The sequence below is a fragment of the Staphylococcus sp. HMSC063A07 genome (assembly GCF_001836955.1).
GTDB classification, from domain to species: Bacteria; Bacillota; Bacilli; order Staphylococcales; family Staphylococcaceae; genus Staphylococcus; species Staphylococcus lugdunensis.
Genome location: NZ_KV830908.1, coordinates 60248 through 64787, shown reverse-complemented (window position 1 = coordinate 64787; position 4540 = coordinate 60248). Strand labels below are relative to the sequence as shown.

The following is a 4540-nucleotide window of genomic DNA, read 5'->3' as shown; positions in this document are numbered from 1 at the left end:
TTTACCTTTAAATGCTTTAAAAATAAGGCAGTTTCTATAATTATTTCAATGGGAATTGCCTTTTTAATTTGTCCAAGAACTTTATGTCCTAGATGTACTTTAATATAGTGTGTTTAATCTCATTGTATATATGAAAAATTTATATACTTACTAAATTGCATCGTATATTTGAATTGGAGCAATCATTTGTTTTAATGAACAAGATAAAATTTAGAATTAATAAAGGGTATGTTAACCGGCTAGAATAAGGGTATATGATAAAATATGAAAACAACATATAAAATAAACCTGGTTGAGGAAGGAAGACAAACGTTATGGCACGCGGGTACAATAAACGACCGAAACGGAAATTAAAGTTTAAAACGCCACATACATATGCATTATTAATGATCATTATTACCATTGCTTGGATTATGACATTTATCATACCTTCAGGAGAGTATGAACGTCACAAAAAAGGTGGGCAGACGTTAGTTGTAGATGGTACATATCATCATGTACCGCATGCGGCAACGTCATTTCTAGATATATTTAGAGCTATACCAGAGGGCTTAGTAAGCGGGGCAGAAATTGTATTTTATATTTTTCTCGTAGGTGGCGCATTTGGGATTGTACATAAAACGGGTTCGTTTGAAAATGGTGTGAACAAAGCGATGCGTGCATTAGGGAATGCAAAAATATTGATGATTCCTTTAACGATGACAATCTTTTCAATTTTAGGGTTTTCAATTGGCTTAGCAGAAGAAACCATTATTTTTGTTCCTTTAGGTATTTTAATCGCTAGAACTTTGGGGTATGATGCTATGACAGGTGCTGCAATGGTCATCTTGGGTGCTGCTAGTGGTTTTATTGGTGGCATGCTTAATCCTTTTACGGTCGGTGTGGCACAAACAGTCGCTGAATTACCAATGTTCTCTGGTTGGGGCTTACGTTCGATTATTTACATTTTTATCTTAATTGCAGCCATTACAACAGTGATGTTATATGCACGTAAAGTTAAACAAGATCATACGAAAAGTCTTGTTTATGAGTTAGAACAGCAAGAGGGGACAATGAAAGAAGATATTCAATACCAGCATTTTACGCCGAGACAAGTGATAAGTTTGGCACTTATGCTTGGAGCAATTATTTTGAATGTTGTCGGAATTTTTAAGTTTGAATGGACGTTTGGTGAAATGAGTGCTAACTTTTTACTCGCAGGTATATTAGCTGGTCTTATTTCTGGCTTAGGACTAAATGGGACATTTGATGCTTTAATTGAAGGCATGCAAAGTATTCTGTTTGGCGCGTTGGTTGTGGGCTTTGCTAAAGGTATCGTCGTTATTTTAGAAAATGGCAAGATTATCGATACGATTGTTCACGGCATGACATCACTATTAGCTGATGTACCCGCGTCGTTCGTTATTATTGCTATGTTTATATTACAATTTATGCTTAATTTCTTTATACCATCAGGTTCGGGCCAGGCATTAACAACGATGCCACTGATGGTCCCTATCTCTGACTTATTACACATCAACCGCCAATTGACGGTATTAGCTTTCCAATATGGTGATGCGATTAGCAATGTGCTTTTTCCAACATCTGCTATTTTGATGGGGGCATTAGCAGTAGGGCGTATCACTTATGGACAATGGATTAAATTTGCTTGGAAGTTGATTGTGATTTGGGTGTTAATATGTGCCATAGCAATGTCTATCGCTTTATTTGTAGGATATTAAATAGATTTTAGCGTTTACAAAATATGTAAAGGTAGTGAATACATGGAATTTAACCATGCAATACATCAAGATAATACACATGCTAAAGTAACAATTATTGATAATGAAATATTAAAATATACGTCAAATATCATTTTCCCATTTATAGTTGGCGTTATTTTGTTTATATGTGGTTTAGTCGTGTTTATTGTCATTTTTGGGTTTCTTTCAGCGATAATAACTGGGCAATATAGCTTTGTGGCTAGTGGGGGTATTGCGCTTGTTGTTTCATATAGTTTATTTAAAGGTTTACACAATAAAATCTTTGAAAAAGAAGTTACATTGTACCAATATGGACATGAACGTTACGAATTCATTATTGGTAACCAACAATATACAGGGTATTACAAACATGTTGATAAAGTAAGATTACGACGATACTTTGGGGATACAACGTTATTTGCGCCAGATATTTCGTTAACACTCGTAACATTAAATGGCACGTTTAAGTTTGCGACTACAAGAATAGGAGCACAAGAAGCTATAGGAAAAATGGAGGCTCATTTTAAACGTCTATCTCAATGAATAGAGTTCGCTGTAAAAATAGTGAAAGTCGATAATAGTGATGAGTGAAGTAAATTGAATCATATGGAGTCAGAGCTTATAATATACATAAGTTTTAAAAAAGGTGGATAATTACATGAATATTAAAAAATATTTAATTTTTATTATAGGTGCGCTAGGCGGTTTACTTTATGGTTACGATAATGGGATTATTTCAGGTGCTTTAACCTATATCCCTAAAGATATTCCGTTAACAAGCTTTCAAAGTGGTTTAGTTGTGTCATCTATGCTGTTTGGTGCCGTTATTGGTGCAGGTAGTAGCGGGCCGCTATCAGATAAGATTGGACGACGTCGTTTAGTACTATTTATTGCGATTATCTTCGCATTAGGTGCATTTATTTTAGCAATTGCGCCTAATGTTACGATATTAGTTCTTGGACGAATTGTCATAGGCCTAGCTGTAGGGGGTTCAATGGCAACAGTGCCAGTGTATTTATCTGAATTAGCACCAACAGAACTACGTGGTTCATTGGGTTCATTGAACCAACTGATGATTACAATCGGCATTTTGGCAGCTTATTTAGTAAGCTATGGCTTTGCAGATATGGGCGCATGGCGCTGGATGCTTGGACTTGCAGTGGTACCATCTATTATTTTATTAATAGGTATTGCTTTTATGCCGGAAAGCCCAAGATGGCTATTAGAAAATAAAACAGAAAAAGCAGCGCGTCACGTAATGCAAATTACATATAGTGATGAAGAAATCGACCGTGAGATTAAAGAAATGAAAGAACTTGCTGAAAAGACGGAGAGTAGTTGGTCGGTATTAAAATCTAAATGGTTAAGACCGACGTTAATCATCGGTTGTACGTTTGCTATCTTACAACAGTTTATTGGCATTAATGCTGTTATCTTCTATGCATCACCTATTTTAACAAAAGCTGGCTTTGGAGAATCAGCGTCAATCTTAGGTTCTGTAGGCATTGGTGTAGTAAATGTGCTTGTAACAGTTCTGGCATTATTTATTGTCGATAAAATAGATCGTAAAAAATTATTGGTTGTCGGTAATATCGGTATGGTGGCTTCTTTAGTAATTATGGCAATCTTGATTTGGACGTTAGGCATTCAATCATCTGCATGGATTATTATTGTTTGCTTATCACTCTTTATTGTATTCTTCGGTGCGTCTTGGGGACCAGTGTTATGGGTAATGTTACCAGAATTATTCCCAACGCGTGCACGTGGTGCTGCAACAGGGATTGCAACCTTAGTATTGAATATTGGTACGCTTATCGTGGCACAATTGTTCCCAATGATTAATGCAGCATTAGATGTTGAATGGGTATTCTTAATCTTTGCGGCAATTGGCGTTGTAGCCTTAATCTTTGTTATTAAGTTCTTGCCAGAAACAAGAGGCCGTAGCTTAGAAGAAATAGAAATTGAGCTTAGACAGCGTGCTGGTGTAAAAACAGAACAGTAACAATTAAATCATGTAATAATGGTCAATCATTGTAGCGATGTTAAAAACATTCTTAGGAAAGGTGATATTATTTTTAATAAAGAACAACATCCCAAATTATTAACTGTACTGCATATCATTATGATTGTCTTTGTCGGGTTAGCTGTCTTAACATTATTAATCAGTATCATTGCCCATTTTATTGTAGGTGGTCGTCCATTTTATCATTTTGCATATGTATTGTTTATCATTGGCATGCTTGCTGAAGTTAGTATTAATATTATACAGCGTCAGACTCAAGCTGTGGTGTTAAGTATAATAATGATTGTGTTAGCAATCATTATTATTTTCGCTGATTAATTGAGTAACAAAGTGAAATTATATTTATAAAAGAAATAATAACATCATAAAAGGAGTGTTATTTTGAGTGAGCGACGTAGATCGATCATTAGTAGTTTATTATTGATATTAGCGGTTATCATCATCAGTGCTGTGGTTTTGTGTGATATCATCAATTTTATAGCTGGAATATCGGTAAACCATCATATCATTAATACTCAGTATAATATGTACTTTGTATTTGTTAGCATGTTATTATGGATTATATCTGAAGTGTTTGATAAGCAGTATGTTAAAGCTGTAATCATAGCGCTTGTTGTTGGTGTACTAACAATCATCGCGTTGATAATTTGAAAGATTGTCTCTTTTTATAAAAAGTCATCAATATAATTCAGGACAAATGTCTGATTTTAAAATATAGAGTTTGGGCCATAATTATATTTTAGGTTCTGAGTTCTATATTGGCAGTAGTTGACTG

Annotated in this window: 5 protein-coding genes; all 5 read left to right on the top strand. The window is 34.8% G+C overall.

From position 1 onward, the window contains the following. Positions 1–314 precede the first annotated feature (314 nt). The 5 genes from HMPREF2597_RS02505 to HMPREF2597_RS02485 all read left to right on the top strand — a co-directional run bounded on the left by HMPREF2597_RS02505 (position 315) and on the right by HMPREF2597_RS02485 (position 4416). The gene (locus tag HMPREF2597_RS02505) at positions 315–1721 is read left to right on the top strand and encodes a YfcC family protein (protein WP_002479054.1); all 1407 of its coding nucleotides are present in this window, start codon (positions 315–317) and stop codon (positions 1719–1721) included. A gap of 42 nt (positions 1722–1763) precedes the next feature. Further along, on the top strand, positions 1764–2285 hold the full coding sequence (locus tag HMPREF2597_RS02500; protein ID WP_002460769.1) for a hypothetical protein: 522 nt from the start codon (positions 1764–1766) through the stop codon (positions 2283–2285). 115 nt (positions 2286–2400) lie between these two features. Next, the gene (locus HMPREF2597_RS02495; protein ID WP_002460768.1) at positions 2401–3744 is read left to right on the top strand and encodes a glucose transporter GlcP; all 1344 of its coding nucleotides are present in this window, start codon (positions 2401–2403) and stop codon (positions 3742–3744) included. Between the two features lie 18 nt (positions 3745–3762). Next, positions 3763–4083, top strand: coding sequence for a hypothetical protein (locus tag HMPREF2597_RS02490; protein ID WP_002460766.1), 321 nt, complete (start codon positions 3763–3765; stop codon positions 4081–4083). Between the two features lie 63 nt (positions 4084–4146). Then, a complete protein-coding gene (locus HMPREF2597_RS02485; protein ID WP_002479052.1) occupies positions 4147–4416 on the top strand; it encodes a hypothetical protein in 270 nt (89 codons plus the stop codon). Positions 4417–4540: the final 124 nt, after the last annotated feature.